Here is a 16,857-nt window from a genome sequence, read left to right as displayed (position 1 = left end):
CAGGACGGGCCGGGGAGTGCAGACTTCCCGGCCCGTTCTCTTTTGCCGCGTTGACCGTGCAGCCCCCTAAAACAGGCATGTTTGACTTTTTGTTCTGACCGCGTAGCCTTGTCGCCGAGCCGGAGCCATCAGGGCTTTCGGTCGGAGAACCGACCCGGGCGAGGGTCGGCCGAGAGGAGAGAGCGTCCTATGCGAGTCGAACTGGCACCCCAGCCGGGCAATGCGATCCCGGATCTTTCAGCGCAGTATTGTCCCGAAATCACCAAGGCCGGCGGCGCATTCTCGATGGCGCCTTACCGCCATTCGAAGTTGCCGCTGCGCATGTTCGAAGCCTGCCGTATCGCGACGGCCGTGATCAACGGTTGCATCGTGTGCATGAACTGGCGCTCGCAGCGCGACTTGGGCCTGCTTGGCGTCGAACATGGCGTGATCGACCAGGACGATGCACCCGACGAGGCGATGTACCAGGCCGTCCTCAATGGCGATCTGTCGTCGCTCAGCGAGCGTGAGCGGCTTGCCGTGCAGTACTCGCAGCGCATGGGCACCGATCCACGCGGTCTTTCCGGCGATGAGGAATTCTGGGCCAAGCTCAAGGGCGCGCTCAGTGATGAAGAGATTGTCGATCTCACATACAGCACGGCGGCGTGGATGGCGCTCGGTCGTGTGGCCCACGTGCTGGGTGTCGATACCGCGTGCTCGGTGGGCGGTCCGCTGGAGAGCGTGGCGGCCTGATCCGGCAAGGAAGAGTGGGGCGTGGCGCCTGGGTGCTGCGCCCCGTCTTGCGTCGGGATCGAGGCGATCAGCCGAAACGACGGAGACGCGCGTCGCTGCGAGGTGCATTTGCGCAAGCTCGCCCCTTGGCAATCCGTGCGCCGCCCCCTAATGCGATGGCCGTTCATCCCCCTGCGTGAGAAATTCGGCCAATGAGCAATCCCTCCTATAAACGCGTCCTGCTGAAGCTGTCGGGCGAAGTACTTATGGGGGAGCAGCAGTTCGGCATCGACTCGGAATTCGTGGCCGAACTGGCCAAGGAAGTGAAGGCGGCCAAGGAAACCGGGCTGGAAATCTGCCTGGTGATCGGCGGGGGCAACATTTTTCGCGGCATGGCCGGCGCGGCCAAGGGCATGGACCGTGCCCAGGCCGACTACATGGGCATGCTGGCGACTGTCATGAACGCGCTGGCGATGCAAAACGCGCTCGAGCAGCTTGGCGTCGAGACGCGGGTGCAGTCCGCAGTGCAGATGGACCAGGTCTGCGAACCGGTGATCCGCCGCCGTGCCGAACGGCATCTTGAAAAGGGCCGGGTGGTGATCTTCGCCGCCGGTGTTGGCGCGCCGTACTTCACAACCGATTCCGGCGCCGCCCTGCGTGCCGCGGAGATGGGCTGCGACGCGCTGCTCAAGGGCACCAGTGTCGATGGTGTCTATGACAGCGATCCAAAGACCAATCCCGACGCAAAGCGTTACCAGGCAGTGGATTACGACACTGTCCTCGCCGATAATCTCAAGGTGATGGACGCCAGTGCCGTTGCCCTGTGTCGCGACAATTCGATTCCGATCGTCGTGTTCTCGATCCGAGAGAAGGGCAACCTCGCCCGGGTTCTCGCGGGTGAGGGCACGCAGACGATCGTCCAGAAAGGAGCCTGATAGCCATGGCCAAGTACGACAAGGCCGATCTCGAACGCCGCATGCACGGCGCCGTGGAATCGTTCAAGCACGACCTCTCCGGTCTGCGCACCGGCCGTGCCAATACCGCGCTGCTGGAGCCGATCACCGTCGAGGTTTACGGAGCCATGATGCCGATCGTCCAGGTTGCGACGATCTCGGCCCCCGAACCGCGCCTGCTTTCGGTGCAGGTCTGGGACAAGTCCAACATCGGCCCGGTAGAGAAGGCGATCCGTTCGGCCGGTCTGGGCCTCAATCCGATCAACGATGGCAACACGCTGCGGCTGCCGATCCCGGATCTGACCGAGGAGCGCCGCAAGGAGCTTGCCAAGCTTGCCGGGCAGTACGCGGAGAAGGCCCGCGTCGCGATCCGCAACGTGCGCCGCGATGGCATGGAATCGCTCAAGGCCGACGAGAACAAGAAGGAAATCTCCGAGGACGAGAAGAAGCGCGCCGAGGCTGATGTCCAGAAGCTGACCGACGAGCAGATCAAGGCCGTCGACGACGTTCTGGCGCACAAGGAGAAGGAAATCCTCAACAAGTGAGGATGCGCGTTCGGTCCGGATCGGGGCGTATGGGATGAGCAAGGCCGAGCCAGCAAGGGCGCGCCATGTTGCCATCATCATGGACGGCAACGGGCGCTGGGCGAAGAAGCGCCTGATGCCGCGCGCTCTCGGGCACCAGCGCGGCGTGGAGGCGGTCCGCAAGGTCGTGCGCGGCGCGCGTGAGATGGGGCTTGAAGCGCTCACGCTCTATGCCTTTTCGACCGAGAACTGGCGCCGGCCCGAGGAAGAGGTCTCGGACCTGATGAGCCTGATGAAGCGCTTCATCCTTTCCGATCTCGACGAATTCGCCGAAGCAGGCGTGCGGCTGAAAATCATCGGCGATTACAAGGCCTTCAAGCCAGATGTTGTCGAACTGGTGGAGAAGGCGATCGCCCGTACCGCCGGCAATTCCGGTACGACGCTGGCAGTTGCGCTCAACTACGGTTCGCAGGACGAGATCGCCCGGGCCGCGACCAAGGCCGCAGCCAAGGGACCGATCACGCCCGAGACCATCGCTGCCGAACTGGACACGGCAGACCTGCCTCCGCTTGACCTGCTGATCCGGACCTCCGGGGAAGTGCGGCTCTCGAACTTCCTGCTCTGGCAGGCGGCCTATGCCGAAATGATGTTCACCGACGTGCTGTGGCCGGACTTCACGGCCGAGCACTTGCGCGACGCCCTCGAGGCTTTCACCACCCGTGAGCGTCGCTATGGCGGCCGCTGAGCGGATTGGCCTGCGCCAAGCCGGGGTCCTCGGCATGATATACAATAAAGGTTCCTGCATGACGTTGCAGGGCAGGGGATGCTGACGTGAGCGATGCTCCAAAGAAATCCGATCTGCAGGTGCGGACGATTTCCGCAGCCGTGATGATCGCCGTTACAGGTCTGGCGATCATTCTGGGCGGTGCGGTCTGGACCGCTTTCGTCTGCGCAATCGCCGTCGGCGTGCTGTGGGAGTGGGTCAAGCTGACCCGCGCGGGCACGCAGAACCCGGCTGAGCGTGGCTTCTGGAATTTCGCAGGCATGTTCTATGTCGGCACCTGCGCGGCCATGCTGCTGTTCCTGCGCAATCCGGCCTTCACGCTCGCGCCATTGCTGACCGTGGTCTGCGGAGTGATCGCAGTGGACGTCGGCGCCTATTTCGCCGGGCGGACGTTCGGCGGGCCCAAGATCGCCCCGGCGATCAGCCCCTCGAAGACCTGGGCCGGGCTGTTCGGCGCGATTGCCGCTGCAACGCTGGTGCTGTTCGGCGCGGCGATGCTCTGGCGTTCTGGCGCGATCTCGCTGACCCAGGCGGGCCGGGCGGTCGAGGAAGTATCCTGCTTCGGCATGCAGCCGTGCTGGTATCTCGGCGCCCGCGTGGTTCCGCTTTTTGCCACGTGCCTGATGACCGGCATTCTCTTCGCGATCTGCGCGCAGGGCGGGGACTTCTTCGAAAGCTGGCTCAAGCGGCGGGCAGGCGTAAAGGATTCGGGCAGTCTCATTCCCGGACACGGCGGGTTCTTCGACCGCGTTGATGGCTTGCTGGCAGTGCTTTTCGTGCTAGGCCTGATGATCCTGTTTCAACCGGGCTCGTGATGATGCGCAGCATTTCCGTTCTCGGCGCCACCGGTTCGATTGGCGCCTCGACGCTGGACCTGATCCGGCGCAATCGGGATGCGTGGCGCGTTGAGACCCTGACTGCCAACGGCAATGCCGTGGAACTGGCGAAGCTGGCGCGCGAGTTTTCCGCCAGCGTTGCAGTCGTTGCCGACGAGGCCAAGGTGCCCGAACTTCGCGAAGCGCTCTCCGGCAGCGGGATCGAGGCGGCCGGTGGCGCTCCGGCGCTGGAAGAAGCGGCGGCCCGCGGCGCGGACTTTACCGTGGCTGCCATCGTCGGCTGCGCAGGTCTGGCCCCGACCATGGCGGCGATCGAGCGGGGCGGCGTGATCGCGCTTGCCAACAAGGAAGCGCTCGTTTCGGCGGGCGAGATCATGACTGCGGCGGTTGCCCGCCATGGCGCGACGCTTCTGCCGATCGATTCAGAGCACAATGCCATCTTCCAGTGCCTGCAGGGCAATGCGGTCGAGCATGTGCGCTGGATCACCCTGACCGCCAGTGGCGGCCCGTTCCGCGACTGGTCGTGGGAGCGTCTGAGCCGCGCCACTCCGGCCGAGGCGATCAAGCATCCCAACTGGGACATGGGCGCCAAGATCAGCGTCGATTCCGCCACGATGTTCAACAAGGGCCTCGAACTGATCGAGGCGCACTACCTCTTTCCGGTCGGGCTCGACCGTCTGCGCATCATCGTCCATCCGCAATCGATCGTGCATTCCATGGTCGAGTATCGCGACGGTTCGACGCTGGCCCAGCTCGGTCCCTCGGACATGCGGGTGCCGATCGCATCGGCTCTGGCCTGGCCCGAGCGCATGGATACGCCCTGTGCGCCGCTCGACCTTGCCGAAATCGGCGAACTGACGTTCCGCAAGCCGGACGAACAGCGCTTTCCGGCGACGCGGCTGGCGCGTGAGGCGGCGCAGGCGGGGGGCGGCATTCCCGCTGTTCTCAACGCTGCCAACGAAGTGGCGGTCGCCGCGTTCCTGGACGGTCAGATTGCGTTCACCCGCATTGCCGCACACGTGGAAGACGTACTCGGATCCTTTGCGCCCCCGGCACCCACCAGCCTTGCCGAAGTGCTGGCTGTAGACGGGGAAGCGCGGGCAAGGGCGCGGATATTGATGGAGGCTGCCTGACTTGACCGGTTCACCCAACCTGCTGACGACGATTTTCGCGTTTCTGCTCGTGCTTGGTCCGCTTGTGCTGATCCATGAGCTGGGACACTACCTCGTCGGCCGGCTGTTCGGTGTGAAGGCCGACGCGTTCTCCATCGGCTTCGGCAAGGAGATCGCCGGCTGGACCGACAAGCGCGGAACCCGCTGGAAGGTTTCGGCGCTGCCGCTGGGCGGTTACGTCCAGTTCGCCGGCGACATGAACGCTGCCAGCGCTCCTTCTGCCGCCGAAGATGGACTGACCCCGCAGGAGCGGGCCCAGACCTTCCATGTGAAGCCCTTGTGGCAGCGCGCGCTGATCGTGCTGGCCGGGCCGTTGACGAACCTGCTCTTCGCCGTCGCGATCATCGCCGCTTTCAATTTTGCCCACGGCAAGATCGTTTCCCCGGCCGAAGTGGCCATGTTCACGCAGGATTCGCAGGCCGAGGCGGCTGGCGTGGAGGTCGGCGACAAGATCGTTGCCGTCGATGGCGAGAAAGTCGCTACGATCTCCGACCTGCCTGAGCATATCGTCCCGTTTCCGGGGCGGACCGTCACGCTGGGCATCCGCCGCGACGGGCGCGACATTGCGCTGCCGGTCAAGCTGGCGGACCGTACCGTCAGTGACAGTTTCGGCAACCAGTCGCGCATCGGCGATCTGGGCATAGACTTCGCGGTCCCCACGGTGGGCGGGTTCTTCGGCGACTCCGCAGCCGAGGCTGGCGGCCTGAAGATTGGCGACCGCATTACCGCGATCGATGACCACGAGATCCGCAGCTTCACCCAGATCCCCGAGCTAGTGCAGCCGCGCGCCGGTGAGACGATTTCGGTGGTTGTCGATCGTGACGGGCAGACCCGTGTCTTCCCGGTCACGCTGGGCAAGGGCGAAGCCGTCGACGAGAAGGGGAACAAGGTCTCGGTCGGCCAGCTCGGGATCAAGGCCGGGTTCGGCGAGATCGAGCCGGTCGGCGCGCTCGAGGCGGTGCAACTCGGCTTCGAGAATTCCTTTGGCATCATGAAGATGATGGTGACCGGCATCGGCCAGATCTTCACCGGCGAACGCTCGGTGAAGGAGCTTGGCGGACCGATCAAGATCGCCAAATATTCGGGCGAGCAATTCTCCCTGGGCTGGGAGGATTTCATCAGTTTCGCGGCGCTGATCTCGATTAACTTGGCATTCATCAACCTCCTGCCAATCCCTGGTCTCGACGGCGGGCACCTGGCTTTCTACGCGGCCGAGACGGTCCGCCGTAAGCCGCTCAGTGTGCGCAGTCAGGAGTGGGCGATCCGGACGGGCGTGGCACTGGTGCTGGCCCTGATGGTCTTCGTAACGGTCAATGATGTGGCTTCGCTCCCGATTTTCGGGGGATAGCCAGGAGGAATTCACTCGCGATCACAATCTTGCCGGGTTTGGCTGCTTGATCGCAGGCCATCCATCGGGCAGATGGCTGCGACTGCCTGCCGTACAGGTTAGCGGTCGGGTTCATTTCTTGTCGCCGACGGCAGATAGTCTCGCGATATCGATTACAGGATTTTGCGTAGAATGATGGGATTGGAAATGGTTCGAGGCACTGACGCCCACCGTGCTTCGCAGATCGCAGTTGTGCTTCTCGGCACCACGATCCTTGCCGGATTGCCTGCGCCTGCCTTTGCACAGGACGCGGGCGGCGATGCGGCCCCGACCCAGTCGAGCCAGACCGCGCCGGTGCAGACGATCCAGGTGACCGGCGCCGAGCGACTGGAGCCGCAGACGGTCCTTTCGTACATCAAGCTGCGCATTGGCCAGCCCTATTCGAAGGCATCCGCCGACGCCGCACTCAAGGACCTCTACGAGACCGAGCTTTTCGCGGACGTCCAGATTTCGAACGACAACGGCAACGTCACCATCCAGGTGAAGGAAAACCCGGTCGTCAACCGCATCATCCTTGAAGGCAACAAGCGCATCAAGGACGACAAGATCCTTCCCGAGATCAAGGTCGCGCCGCGCCAGATCTTCACCCGTTCGAAGATCCGTGCCGACGTTGCCCGTATCATCGAACTGTACAAGCGCCAGGGCCGCTACGCCGCGACGGTCGAGCCGAAGATGGTCATGCTCGACCAGAACCGCGTCGACATCGTCTTCGAAATCACCGAAGGCGACAAGTCCAAGGTCCGACAGATCAACATCATCGGCAACGAGCACTTCTCCGATGGCAAGCTGCGCGGCGAGATGGTGACCAAGCAGGCGCGCTTCACCCGCATCTTCAGCTCGGGCACCAGCTACGATCCCGACCGCATGGCGTTTGACCAGCAGAAGCTGCGCCAGTTCTACCTTACAGAAGGCTATGCCGACTTCCGCGTCGTTTCCGCGGTTGCCGAACTGACGCCGGACAAGAAGGACTTCATCATCACGTACGTGGTGGAGGAAGGCCAGCGCTACAAGTTCGGCGATGTGAAGGTCGAAAGCCAGTTGCGCGACTTCGATGGCGAGCGCCTGACCAAGAACCTGCCGATGAAGCAGGGCGACTGGTACAACGCCAAGCTCGTCGAAGACACGATCGAGAGCCTGAATGACACCGCCGGTGCCTATGGCTATGCCTTCGCCGACGTGCGGCCGCAGTACGACCGCAACAAGGACGACCTCACCATGGGTCTGACCTTCGTCATCCAGGAAGCGCCGCGCGTGTATGTCGAGCGCATCGACATCAACGGCAACACGCTGACCCAGGACAAGGTCGTGCGTCGCGAGTTCCGCCTCGCAGAAGGTGACGCGTTCAACTCGCTGCAGGTCAAGCGTTCGACCAACCGCATCAAGTCGCTCGGATACTTCCAGGAGAAGTTCGAGGTCGAACAGAAGCCCGGAAGCGCCGACGACCGCATTATCCTTGAAGCCAATGTCGAGGAAAAGCCGACCGGCGAACTGCAGCTTTCGGCCGGCTTCTCGAGCCTGGAGAGCTTCATCTTCCAGGCATCGATCCGTCAGCGCAACTTCCGCGGTCGCGGCCAGACGGTCGGCCTCTCGGGCAGCTATTCGCGTTATTCGAAGAGCGTCGAGGCCAGCTTCGTCGAGCCGTACCTGTTCGACAAGAACGTGTCGCTGGGCGTCGACATCTATCGCCGCGACTACAACAGCTTCAATTACTACAACTCGAGCCGGCGGACCAACTATGCGCAATCGACGACTGGTTTTCAGGTTCGCGCTGGTGTGCCGCTCACGGAGTATCTGACCGCGGTCGGGCGCTACACGCTCAACTACGATGACATCTCGGTCAGCAAGAGCCAGTTCTACTCGATCAATGCGAGCGGCGACTACGCCTGCGATCCGCTGCGTGCGGGGCGCTATCTTTGCGAAGCCATCGGCAAGCGCCTGAGCTCGATCGTCGGCATGTCGTTGATCTACGACACGCTCGATAACCGCGTTCGTCCGACCAGGGGCGAGACCGCCTCGATCAACCTCGATATCGCCGGGCTCGGCGGCGACGTGAAGTATGCCCGCCTGCGCGCCAACGCGGCCAAGTACTGGCCACTTGGCGCCGGCTTCGTCTTCTCGGTGCAGGGCGAAGGTGGCGTGATCAAGGGCTATGGAGGTGACAGCGTACGTCTGACCGACCGTTTCTACCTCGGTGAGCCGCAGATGCGCGGTTTCGGTATCCGCGGGGTCGGCCCGCGCGTGATCCGTCAGTACTACAGCGGCGTGGTCGGCGCGGAGACCACGACCATGTCCAACAAGTCCGATGACGCGCTGGGGGGCAAGTACTATTACAAGGGGCGTGGGGAGCTCGAGATTCCGCTCGGTTCCGGTGCCCGCGAACTGGGGCTGCGTCCGTCCATCTTTGTCGATGCAGGCGCGGTCTGGGGGGTCAAGGCGCCCAACCTGATCGATGAATGTGGGGCGGGCTGTTTTATCGGACAGCGCGATTCCGACGGCAATCAGCTTTATTATATTCGTGACGCCAATAACAATATCACCGGCACCACGACCACGCCCAATGGCGATCCTGCCGGCAGCACGAGCTACTTCACCGAAGAGTACCTCGGCAATACCTGGAAGCCGCGTGTTGCCGTGGGTATTGGCGTGAACTGGAATTCGCCCTTCGGTCCGTTCCGGATCGATTTCTCGAAGGTCCTTCTCAAGGAGAAGGGCGACGACACCAAGGCATTCACCTTCAACGTGGGAACACAATTCTGATGAAGACTCTTCTCAAGTCCGCCGCGCTGGCTTCGAGCCTGGCGCTGGTTACCGTTGCAGCTCAGCCCGCTCTTGCGCAGGACAAGAACGGCGGCACCATCGTGCAGGGCCTCGGTATCGCGAACTTCGACGCGGTCCTCGCCAACTCGAACGCCTACAAGACCGCCGAGCAGCAGCGTGAAACGACCTACAAGGCGCAGTACGACCAGGCCAAGCAGCGCAGTGAGGCGCTCAATGCCCAGCTCAAGCCGATGATCGACAAGTTCAATGCAGACCGTCAGGCTGCGAACCCGAACCAGACCGCGCTGCAGCAGCAGGCTGCGCAGATCCAGCAGCTCCAGGAAAACGGCAAGCAGGAAATCCAGCGTATCCTGGCCCCCGTCGGCCTGTCGCAGGCCTATGTGAACGAGCAGATCGAGGACAAGCTCGACGCTGCCGTGAAGTCGGCGATGGCCAAGAAGAAGATCTCGATCCTGCTCTCGCCGGACGCGATCCTTGCGGTCAACGGTAGCGCCTACAACCTGAACCAGGACATCCTGAACGAGCTGAACACCGCGATCCCGTCGGCACAGCTGGTTCCGCCCTCGGGCTGGGAGCCGCGCCAGATCCGCGAAGCGCGTGCACAGCAGGCTGCCGCACAGGGTCAGGCTGCGCCGAGCACGGCTGCGCAGCCGACCGGCCGCTAAGAGCTGATCGGGGGCAGGACATGAGCGAGACGACCGAACAGGTCTACGATACCGCGAAGATCCTGGCGGCGCTTCCGCACCGCTACCCGATGCTGCTGGTCGATCGCGTGGCCTCCTTCACCGAGGAGGAGATCCATGCGGTCAAGGCCGTCAGCTTCAACGAGGATTTCTTCCAGGGGCATTTCCCGGGCCGTCCGATCATGCCCGGCGTCCTCCAGATCGAGGCGCTGGCGCAGGCGGCGGGTATCCTTGCCATCGAATCCCTCGGCCTCGCCGGGACCGGCAAGCTGGTTTACTTCATGGCGATCGAGGACGCGAAGTTCCGCAATCCGGTAACCCCGGGGAACCTGCTCGACCTGCGTGCGGGCTTCGTCCAGAAGCGTTCGCGCGTGTGCAAGTTCTGGGGCAAGGCGTCGATCGGCGACAAGGTGACCTGCGAAGTGAACTTCACGGCGATGATTGCCGACAGCTGATTTTTCGGGATGGGGCCTTCCGTCTGCCTCTCCCGCCAGCGGGAAGGGCGCAGGGCCGGGAAGCCCCACTCCCACTTGCATTTCGGCCCGCTTCGCTGTAAGCGCGCCGCTTTCCAAGGCAGGCCGGTCGGAACCGGCCATATGCGAAAGAGATTCGAAATGAAGGCCGATACGCACCCCGACTACCACATGATCACCGTCCAGATGACCGACGGCACCCAGTTCCAGACCCGCTCGACCTGGGGTTCGGAAGGTGACACGCTGGTCCTGGAAGTTGACCCGACTTCGCACCCGGCCTGGACCGGTGGCACGCAGCGCGTCAACGAAGGCGGCCGCGTCGCGCAGTTCAACAAGCGTTTCGGCGGACTCTCGCTCAAGAAGAAGTGAGCCGGGGTTCCATAGCGAACACGCGAAAGGGGCGGTCCGCAAGGGCCGCCTTTTTTGTTTCGGTCGTGACTTGATGGTCCGCCGAATTCCGCCGGGTGTGATCAGTTAAGGCCGCTGCTCATGAGGTCATGCCAGTCGGCATGGTCCACCGGCACCTGCCGCAGGAATTCCATGCCTGCCGAACTGCCGCGAATCCAGCGCACGATGGCCGGCATTTTTGGTTCTGCGCCCATGCCGATCGAAACGAAGGCGCCCTGGCGCAGCCATTCTGTATCGGTTCGTACACAGCATCCATGTAGCGAGACGTCGGCCAGTATGACCGATGTCTGGCCGCCATTGGAGAATTCCATCGTAGCTTCGAAACTGGTGGAGCGCCGTTCCTCGCGTCTCCGCTCGGACGGGTCGAAGGATGGAGGGTTCCGGTCTTCCTGAAGGGAAGGGCTTGGCGGGGCGGGGCGTTGACCGGGCATTGTCATCTCCTTCGAGACTCGTTGCTTGGGGGGATGGTCTTGAGGCGATCCGTCTTGCGGGGGGTGCCAAGATATTGTCCGCAATTGCCTTTCAGGCTGATAAGCCTAGCCTATGGAAGGTCGCGTAGCGTAGCTGTGCGATGTCATTGGCAGGAACCGGACCGGTCGGTTTCGAATTGTGGAACTGTGCCGTCCGCGGCGTCCTGTCAGGACAAGAATTTCCGGCCCCAGAGGGAGAATACCGATGATCCGTACCATCCGAACCCTAGCCGTCTGCGCCGCGGCGCTTTCGGCTCATGCCGCCATGGCTGCCGATCAGGGGGACTCGGCCGTGCCGCCCGTCCATGCGACCGTGATCGGGCTCGACGGTGAAGCGCTCGGGATGGTGACCCTGCAGGACACCCCGACAGGGGTTCTTGTCACCACCGACATCAAGGGGCTGCCCGAAGGCGAGCATGGTTTCCACTTCCACGAGAAGGGCATCTGCCAGCCCGCGGAGAAATTCGCGACCTCCGGTGGGCACTTCGCTGCAGGGGCTGCCATGCATGGCCTGATGGTCGAGGGCGGGCCGCATGGGGGTGACATGCCCAACCAGCACGTGGGCGCGGATGGCGTTCTCGAAACGCAGATCCTCAATACCGGCGTGACGCTCGCTCCGGGGCCGAAGTCGCTGGAGGATGCCGACGGTTCGGCATTGGTGATCCATGCCGGTGCCGACGACTACAAGAGTCAGCCTTCGGGCGCAGCCGGCGGGCGCATCGCTTGCGCGGTGATCAGCGCGCCGAAGTAAGCGATGTTCGGTCGGGGGAGGAGGCTCCTCCCTCGGCCGCCTACATCCCGGATTACCCCCAGGCGCGTTCCCGGAACCACTGGGTGACGACGTACTTGCGGCCCTGTCGCACTTTCATTGCGTGGTGCAGGGTGGCCGGATTGAGGCTGCCGTCCGGGCGGCGGTTGTTCCAGGCGACAAGCTTGCCGCGTTCGGGCTGGATCAGCTTGTTGATCACCTTGAAGCGCGTGGCGCCTCCGGCGTCCACGTCGTTCAGGTAGATCATGAAGGTCCAGGTGCGTTGGCCGGAAACGCTGCAGTACTTTTCGAAATCGCTGTTGTTGGGCTCGAAGTAGTCGGTGTGAGCCTTGAATTCCTGTCCGACCTCGTAGCGTTGGCCCTGTAGCGGTTCGGCATGGGCCGGGTCGATGCCCGAGATGTCGCAGAGCTTTTGCGCGAGGGCGGCAACGGCGGGAACTTCGGGTGCGAGGTCGCAGGTGGAACTGGTACGGAACACGTCGTCGCCGTTGTAATTGGCAACCGTTGAGGGCCTGTGCTCTGCCTCGATCAGTGCGATCAGGGATTGGCACTGCGCGTCGCTGAGGAAATCGCGCTTCACGAAGAGTTCGAGCCGCGAGGATGGGAAGCGCTGCATGCCCGAACGTAGGAGGGCAGCACCGGATGATTCGCCTGGAGCCGTCATGGGGCGGACACTAGCGACACGATTGTCGTGGGAAAATTGCAGGAGTCTTGCATCGATCCGAATTTTTGCTTTGCAAGATCGCTCTCCGTGTGCAAAGGCGCGCTCCCGCACTGATCGCTGGTTGCAGCGTTCCGGGCGGCTTTCCGGAGACAGGCAGCATTGTCCTTGTCCCGGTGTGGCGATCGTAGCTCAGTTGGTTAGAGCGCCGGTTTGTGGTACCGGAGGTCGTGGGTTCGAACCCCATCGATCGCCCCATTTTCTTCCATTTCCTGAGCGATTTGGCACTATGCGGGTGAAAATCTGCAGTGTGGACCGTAAGTCCACTTGCCCCACGCGCGTCTGGCGATAGAACGCGCCTGTCATGCACGGCTTTGCCAATCCCGCCCGTTTCCTGCGCATCGCCCGTTGGCTGATGCCGCTATGCATGGGCATCGGCGTCGTCGCCGCAACGCTCGCGCTTTACTGGGGGCTGTTCCGCGCCCCGCCCGAGCGTCTGCAGGGCGAGACTGTGCGCATTGTCTTCCTTCACGTTCCCGCCGCCTGGCTTGGCATGGCCGGTTGGATGGGCATTGCCGCGGCCAGCTTTACCGAACTGGTCTGGCGCCACCCGCTCGCCGGGATCGCCGCGCGCGGCTGCGCCGTGCCCGGTGCGGTCTTCACCGCGGTCTGCCTGATTACCGGATCGCTCTGGGGGCGTCCGGCCTGGGGAACCTGGTGGGTCTGGGACGGCAGGCTGACCAGCATGCTCGTGCTCCTGTTCCTCTACTTCGGCTGGATGGCGCTGTCGCAGGCAAGCGAGGCGAGCGCCGGCGGCCATACCCGGGCACCGGCGATATTCGGACTGGTGGGCGCCGTGAACATCCCGATCATTCACTATTCGGTGATCTGGTGGAACAGCCAGCATCAGCCGCCGAGCATCACCATGGGCAAGTCGGCGATGGACGGGGCCTTCCTGTGGCCGCTTCTGGCCGCTACCCTTGGCTTCACACTGATTTTCGCCGGCGTCGTGCTGGCCCGGATGCGGGCCATACTCGCCGACCAGCAGGCAGAGGCCCGCTTGCGCCGTAAGGCGATGAGCGAAGCGGCATTCTGATAAAGACAAACGGCATTTACGGGATGAGCGAGGCAATTATCTGATGCGCGAGGCTATGGATGCCTGGACTTTCGTGATCGCGTCCTACGCCATCGGCGTTGGGGCGACGCTTGCGATGATTGCGTGGTCGCTGATCTCGATGAAGCGGGCCGAGGCACGCCGTGACAAGGCGCGGGGGCAACGCTGATGGCCGTTAAGGCAAAGCACCAGAGACTGGTTCTGCTCCTCGTCGCGCTGGTCGTGTTGATCGGCGCCGGACTGCTTGCGGCCTGGGCCCTGCGCAACCAGGCGAGCTATTTCTATGTTCCCAACGAAATCGTCGCCGATCCGCCAGCGCCTGACCGCGCCGTGCGACTGGGCGGCATGGTCGAGAAGGGTTCTCTCAAGACCGAGGCCGACGGCGTGACCATCGCCTTCATCGTCGAAGATGGAAAGGCGCGTGTGCCGGTGACATTCCAGGGCATCGTGCCCTCGCTTTTCGTCGAAGGGTCGGGCGTCGTCGCCGAAGGCCGGATGGGCAAGGACGGCACATTCGTTGCCGACAACCTGCTTGCCAAGCATGACGAGAACTACGTCCCGCGCGAAATGCAGGAAATGACTGCAGCGCAGGCCGACAGGGTCGTGGCGGAAACGCAATGATCGCAGAATTCGGACTCGCCGCTCTCTGGCTGGCGGCTGCGCTTGCTGCGCTGCAACTCGTCGCAGGCGCGTTTGGACTGACCCGGCGCGGCGCAGCGCTGGGCGGTATCGTGCGACCGGTCGCGGTCGTCCAGGGGCTGCTCGCGCTCGTATCGTTCCTGTGCCTGATCTACGTCTTTGCCGTCACCGACCTGTCGGTGAAGCTGGTGGCGATGAACTCGCACTCGATGAAGCCGCTGGTCTTCAAGATCGCCGGTGCCTGGGGCAACCACGAGGGCTCGATGCTCCTGTGGGTCACGGTCATGGGCATGGCGGGCGGCTTCGTTGCGTTGATCGAACGGCGGCTGCCCGAGCCGACGATGCTGGCAACTCTGGCTGGACAGGCATTCGTCAGCCTGGGCTTCTATGCCTTCCTGCTGATCGCTTCCAATCCGTTCGAGCGTCTTTCTCCGGTTCCGGCGGAGGGGAACGGCCTCAATCCGCTGCTGCAGGACCTCGGCCTCGCGTTCCACCCGCCCACGCTTTACCTTGGCTACGTGGGCCTTTCGGTGGCCTTCAGCTTTGCCATTGGCGCGCTCGTCACGCGTGAGGTCGGGCCGGCTTTCGCCCGTGCCATGCGTCCCTGGGTGATGGGTGCCTGGATCTTCCTGACGGTGGGCATAACCGCGGGTTCCTACTGGGCCTACTACGAGTTGGGCTGGGGCGGCTGGTGGTTCTGGGACCCGGTCGAGAACGCCTCGCTCATGCCCTGGCTGGCCGCAACCGCGCTGCTGCACTCGGCCAGTGTCCTGGCCGCGCGCAATGCGCTGCGCGCCTGGACGATCATGCTGGGCGTCGTGGCTTTTTCGATGTCGATGATCGGCACCTTCCTTGTGCGTTCGGGCATTCTCACCAGCGTCCATGCCTTTGCCGTAGATCCCGAGCGCGGGTCGTTCATCCTTGCGCTTCTGGCAATCAACATCGGCGGGGCCCTGACGCTCTTCGCGCTGCGCGCCGCGACCGTGACCGAGGGCGAACGATTCGCGCTGGTCAGCCGCGAAGGTGCACTGGTGTTCAACAACGTCATGCTCTCGGCGATTCTGGGCATCGTCCTGTTCGGCACGCTCTATCCGCTGGTGGCCGAGGCGATGGGTGCCAAGGTCTCGGTGGGACCGCCTTACTTCAACCCGATGGGCGCCCTGTTTACGGTGCCAATGCTGATCGTCCTGGCTGTCGGGCCGTTGCTGCGCTGGCGCCGTGATGCATTTGGCCGCGTCGGCAAACGTCTGGTGATCCCGGCCATGCTGGTGGCTGCCGGAGTGATCGCGCTGCTGGTCATCGGCGGTGTCGCTTTCCTGCCGTTCATCGGCCTGGTGCTCGCGGTCGGGCTGGCCTGGGCGAGCCTGATGCCGCTGCGCGAACGCAACTTGCGCCGCACGCCGCTGCCCGTCTGGGGCATGGTCATCGCGCATTTCGGCATTGCCGTAGCGCTGTTCGGCATGAGCAGCGAGAGCGCATTCTCGGTCGAGAAGCTGGTCGCAGTCCGGCCCGGCGAGACGACGCAGGTCGGTCCCTGGCTGGTTCGCCTCGAAAAGGTCGAACCGGTGGCCGGACCCAACTGGACCGCGCTCGAGGCAGAACTGAAGGTGCGTTACAAGGGTTCGGATCCGGTCACCACCCGGCCGCAGTCCCGCAGCTTCTGGGCGCCCCCGCAGCAGACCAGCGAATCCTCGCTGCTGACGCGCTGGAACGGACAGCTGTATTCGGTACTCGGCGGCGAGGCAGAGGACGGCCGCTGGCAGCTTCGTCTGTGGTGGAAGCCTTTCGTGACCCTGATCTGGCTGGGCGGCCTGCTGATTGCGCTGGGCGGGGTTCTGGCGCTGATCGGCCGTGTGAAGAGCGACCTGCGTCGGCATATCGCACGTGACAAGATCGCCGACAGGCGCGAGAGTCAGGGCCGATGAACGAGCAGACGCCTCCCAAGGCCCCCAGGTGGGCGATCTGGCTGCCCCTGGCGCTGTTCGTGGCCTTCGTCGCGCTCGTCATGATCGGGCTCTACCGCCCGGCAGACCGTAATGTGGCCAGCACGCTGGTCGGCAAGCCCATGCCCGAGTTCCAGCTGCCACCGGCACTGCCCGGTCGGCCCGGGCTCGACAGCCGGCAATTTGCCAATGGCTCGCCCCATCTCGTGAACATCTTCGCCAGCTGGTGCCTGCCGTGCCGTGTCGAAGCACCGCAACTCGCGGCACTGGCCAAGGCCGGCGTTCCGATCGAAGGCATCTCCGTGCGCGACACGACCGAGGCGCTGCAGGGCTTTCTCGCCGAACATGGCGATCCGTTCCAGCGAATCGGTGCCGACGACGACGGCAAGGTCCAGCTCGCGCTCGGTTCATCCGGCGTGCCGGAGACTTACGTGATCGATGGCAAGGGTGTGATTCGCTACCAGCACATCGGTGAGATTCGCCCCGAACATATTCCCATGATTCTCGACAAGCTGAAGGAGGCCGCGCAGTGAGCCGCCTGCCTGTCAGCCG

The 16,857-nt window shown here is 63.6% G+C and carries 19 protein-coding genes and 1 tRNA gene; 18 read left to right on the top strand and 2 right to left on the bottom strand.

Annotated elements, in window-relative coordinates; translation table 11 throughout:
* Positions 1-189 precede the first annotated feature (189 nt).
* The 11 genes from SPHV1_RS24160 to rpmE all read left to right on the top strand — a co-directional run bounded on the left by SPHV1_RS24160 (position 190) and on the right by rpmE (position 10,670).
* The gene (locus tag SPHV1_RS24160) at positions 190-732 is read left to right on the top strand and encodes a carboxymuconolactone decarboxylase family protein (RefSeq protein ID WP_054948533.1); all 543 of its coding nucleotides are present in this window, start codon (positions 190-192) and stop codon (positions 730-732) included.
* Positions 733-923: 191 nt separating this feature from the next.
* A complete protein-coding gene (pyrH, locus tag SPHV1_RS24155; protein WP_054948532.1) occupies positions 924-1,646 on the top strand; it encodes a UMP kinase in 723 nt (240 codons plus the stop codon).
* 5 nt (positions 1,647-1,651) lie between these two features.
* On the top strand, positions 1,652-2,209 hold the full coding sequence (frr, locus tag SPHV1_RS24150) for a ribosome recycling factor (RefSeq protein WP_054948531.1): 558 nt from the start codon (positions 1,652-1,654) through the stop codon (positions 2,207-2,209).
* Positions 2,210-2,243: 34 nt separating this feature from the next.
* The gene (uppS, locus tag SPHV1_RS24145) at positions 2,244-2,933 is read left to right on the top strand and encodes a polyprenyl diphosphate synthase (protein WP_054948530.1); all 690 of its coding nucleotides are present in this window, start codon (positions 2,244-2,246) and stop codon (positions 2,931-2,933) included.
* 86 nt (positions 2,934-3,019) lie between these two features.
* On the top strand, positions 3,020-3,787 hold the full coding sequence (locus tag SPHV1_RS24140; protein ID WP_054948529.1) for a phosphatidate cytidylyltransferase: 768 nt from the start codon (positions 3,020-3,022) through the stop codon (positions 3,785-3,787).
* A gap of 2 nt (positions 3,788-3,789) precedes the next feature.
* A complete protein-coding gene (locus SPHV1_RS24135; RefSeq protein ID WP_054948536.1) occupies positions 3,790-4,941 on the top strand; it encodes a 1-deoxy-D-xylulose-5-phosphate reductoisomerase in 1,152 nt (383 codons plus the stop codon).
* A gap of 1 nt (position 4,942) precedes the next feature.
* Positions 4,943-6,328 (top strand): RIP metalloprotease RseP, encoded by a 1,386-nt coding sequence (rseP, locus tag SPHV1_RS24130; RefSeq protein WP_054948528.1) that lies wholly within the window; start codon positions 4,943-4,945, stop codon positions 6,326-6,328.
* Between the two features lie 186 nt (positions 6,329-6,514).
* Positions 6,515-9,124: an outer membrane protein assembly factor BamA gene (bamA, locus tag SPHV1_RS24125; RefSeq protein ID WP_082431156.1), complete on the top strand. Its 2,610-nt coding sequence runs from the start codon at positions 6,515-6,517 to the stop codon at positions 9,122-9,124.
* Positions 9,124-9,810 carry an OmpH family outer membrane protein gene (locus SPHV1_RS24120; RefSeq protein ID WP_054948527.1) on the top strand — a complete coding sequence of 229 codons (687 nt, stop codon included), beginning with the start codon at positions 9,124-9,126 and terminating at the stop codon, positions 9,808-9,810. The genes bamA and SPHV1_RS24120 overlap by 1 nt, the downstream gene beginning before the upstream one ends.
* A 20-nt stretch (positions 9,811-9,830) precedes the next feature.
* The gene (gene fabZ, locus SPHV1_RS24115; RefSeq protein ID WP_054948526.1) at positions 9,831-10,283 is read left to right on the top strand and encodes a 3-hydroxyacyl-ACP dehydratase FabZ; all 453 of its coding nucleotides are present in this window, start codon (positions 9,831-9,833) and stop codon (positions 10,281-10,283) included.
* A gap of 159 nt (positions 10,284-10,442) precedes the next feature.
* The gene (rpmE, locus tag SPHV1_RS24110; RefSeq protein WP_054948534.1) at positions 10,443-10,670 is read left to right on the top strand and encodes a 50S ribosomal protein L31; all 228 of its coding nucleotides are present in this window, start codon (positions 10,443-10,445) and stop codon (positions 10,668-10,670) included.
* Between the two features lie 101 nt (positions 10,671-10,771).
* Here the strand turns inward: rpmE and SPHV1_RS24105 are convergent, their stop codons facing one another.
* Positions 10,772-11,140 (bottom strand): PilZ domain-containing protein, encoded by a 369-nt coding sequence (locus SPHV1_RS24105; RefSeq protein WP_176168111.1) that lies wholly within the window; start codon positions 11,138-11,140, stop codon positions 10,772-10,774.
* Between the two features lie 244 nt (positions 11,141-11,384).
* Between SPHV1_RS24105 and SPHV1_RS24100 the strand changes: the two genes are divergently transcribed.
* Positions 11,385-11,930, top strand: coding sequence for a superoxide dismutase family protein (locus SPHV1_RS24100; protein WP_054948524.1), 546 nt, complete (start codon positions 11,385-11,387; stop codon positions 11,928-11,930).
* 52 nt (positions 11,931-11,982) lie between these two features.
* Here the strand turns inward: SPHV1_RS24100 and SPHV1_RS24095 are convergent, their stop codons facing one another.
* Positions 11,983-12,612 (bottom strand): 2OG-Fe(II) oxygenase, encoded by a 630-nt coding sequence (locus SPHV1_RS24095; protein WP_054948523.1) that lies wholly within the window; start codon positions 12,610-12,612, stop codon positions 11,983-11,985.
* Between the two features lie 178 nt (positions 12,613-12,790).
* Here SPHV1_RS24095 and SPHV1_RS24090 point away from each other — a divergent pair.
* The 6 genes from SPHV1_RS24090 (at position 12,791) to SPHV1_RS24070 (ending at position 16,838) form a co-directional block, all read left to right on the top strand.
* Positions 12,791-12,867: transfer RNA gene (locus SPHV1_RS24090), tRNA-His, on the top strand.
* A 106-nt stretch (positions 12,868-12,973) separates the two neighbouring features.
* Positions 12,974-13,705, top strand: a complete 732-nt coding sequence (gene ccmC, locus SPHV1_RS24085; protein WP_054948522.1) for a heme ABC transporter permease CcmC — start codon at positions 12,974-12,976, stop codon at positions 13,703-13,705.
* A gap of 43 nt (positions 13,706-13,748) precedes the next feature.
* Positions 13,749-13,892 carry a hypothetical protein gene (locus SPHV1_RS25605; RefSeq protein ID WP_176168112.1) on the top strand — a complete coding sequence of 48 codons (144 nt, stop codon included), beginning with the start codon at positions 13,749-13,751 and terminating at the stop codon, positions 13,890-13,892.
* A complete protein-coding gene (ccmE, locus tag SPHV1_RS24080) occupies positions 13,892-14,344 on the top strand; it encodes a cytochrome c maturation protein CcmE (protein WP_054948521.1) in 453 nt (150 codons plus the stop codon). The genes SPHV1_RS25605 and ccmE overlap by 1 nt, the downstream gene beginning before the upstream one ends.
* Positions 14,341-16,287 (top strand): heme lyase CcmF/NrfE family subunit, encoded by a 1,947-nt coding sequence (locus SPHV1_RS24075; protein ID WP_054948520.1) that lies wholly within the window; start codon positions 14,341-14,343, stop codon positions 16,285-16,287. The genes ccmE and SPHV1_RS24075 overlap by 4 nt, the downstream gene beginning before the upstream one ends.
* A complete protein-coding gene (locus SPHV1_RS24070) occupies positions 16,284-16,838 on the top strand; it encodes a DsbE family thiol:disulfide interchange protein (RefSeq protein WP_054948519.1) in 555 nt (184 codons plus the stop codon). The genes SPHV1_RS24075 and SPHV1_RS24070 overlap by 4 nt, the downstream gene beginning before the upstream one ends.
* The last annotated feature ends 19 nt before the right edge of the window (positions 16,839-16,857 follow it).

Origin of the sequence: Novosphingobium sp. KN65.2 (assembly GCF_001368935.1) — a bacterium.
In the GTDB taxonomy this organism is placed as follows: domain Bacteria; phylum Pseudomonadota; class Alphaproteobacteria; order Sphingomonadales; family Sphingomonadaceae; genus Novosphingobium; species Novosphingobium mathurense.
The sequence above is the reverse complement of the archived record's forward strand: the minus strand, read 5'-3'. Positions and strand labels throughout refer to the sequence as shown.